Origin of the sequence: uncultured Campylobacter sp. (assembly GCF_938031315.1) — a bacterium.
Lineage (GTDB): Bacteria > Campylobacterota > Campylobacteria > Campylobacterales > Campylobacteraceae > Campylobacter_B.
In genome coordinates this window covers 1-1,094 of sequence record NZ_CALHHT010000142.1, presented here as the reverse complement: position 1 = coordinate 1,094, position 1,094 = coordinate 1, and the positions used below count along the sequence as shown (strand labels likewise).

Here is a 1,094-nt window from a genome sequence, read left to right as displayed (position 1 = left end):
GCCGACAACGAAGACGTGCTACCAAACATCATCTACTGGCTGCTTGGCAGCTTCGTGCGCGCAGACTACGACAAGCTCGTCATGCTTACCGCCGTTTCGGCGCCCTGCGTCGCGGCGCTCATCGCGATGCGGTGGAGATTTAACCTACTCAGCCTCGAAGACGGCGATCTAAAGGTACTCGGCGTAAACATCGTGCGGCTGCGCTCGGTCATCCTCGTCATCTGCACGCTGCTAGTCGCCGCGCAGGTCAGCGTCAGCGGAAACATCGGCTGGATCGGGCTTGTGGTGCCGCATGTAGCCAGGATGATATTTGGCAGCGATCACTTGCGCTCCATGCCCGCTTGCTTCGTCGCGGGAGCCGTTTTTATGCTCGCCATCGACGACGTATCGCGCTCAATCAGCTCTAGCGAAGTGCCGCTTAGCATCATCTCCGCGCTCATCGGCAGCCCGATATTCGCCATCCTCCTAAAAAGGAGCGCCGATGCGAACAGAAGGTAGTTTGCTCTCGATCAAAGACGCGGGATTTTTCTACGAAGAGGGTAAATTTCTTTTTAGAAATTTGAGCTTTGAGATTGAGCGCGGTCAAATTTTAGCGATCTTGGGGCTAAACGGTCAAGGGAAAAGCACGCTGATGTCGTGCATGATGGGAATTTTAAGCCTCAAAGAAGGCGAGCTTAGCACGCAGGCAAAATTTGGATTTTTGCCGCAAAGCTTTAGCGTGGCGTTTGACTACAGCGTGCGAGATATCGTGGCGATGGGGCGCGTGCGAGATATTTCGCTATTTTCAAAGCCGAGCAAACGCGACGTGCAGATCTGCCTGGACGCGCTTGAGAGCCTTGAAATTTCGCACCTGAAAAATAAGCGCTTTAACTCGCTTTCAGGCGGTCAAAAGCAGCTCGTGCTCTTTGCCAGGGCGATCGCGAGCAAGAGCGAAATTCTGTTTCTGGACGAGCCTGCCAGCGCGCTTGATATCAAAAACCAAGACCGCGTGCTAAGTCTCATCGTAAATTTAAAGCAAAAAAGTAGCGCCGGCATCGTTTTTACCACGCATCAGCCAAACCACGCTCTTGCGGTTGCCGATCGCACGCTCATTT

Annotated in this window: 2 protein-coding genes; both read left to right on the top strand. The window is 53.6% G+C overall.

The genetic code is table 11. The annotated features are described in order from the left end of the window. A partial coding sequence (locus Q0236_RS03905; protein ID WP_297915323.1) for an iron ABC transporter permease occupies nucleotides 1-498 on the top strand: 498 nt, incomplete at its 5' end. Then, on the top strand, nucleotides 482-1,094 hold a 613-nt coding region (locus Q0236_RS03900), incomplete at its 3' end, for an ABC transporter ATP-binding protein (RefSeq protein WP_297915321.1). The genes Q0236_RS03905 and Q0236_RS03900, both read left to right, overlap by 17 nt.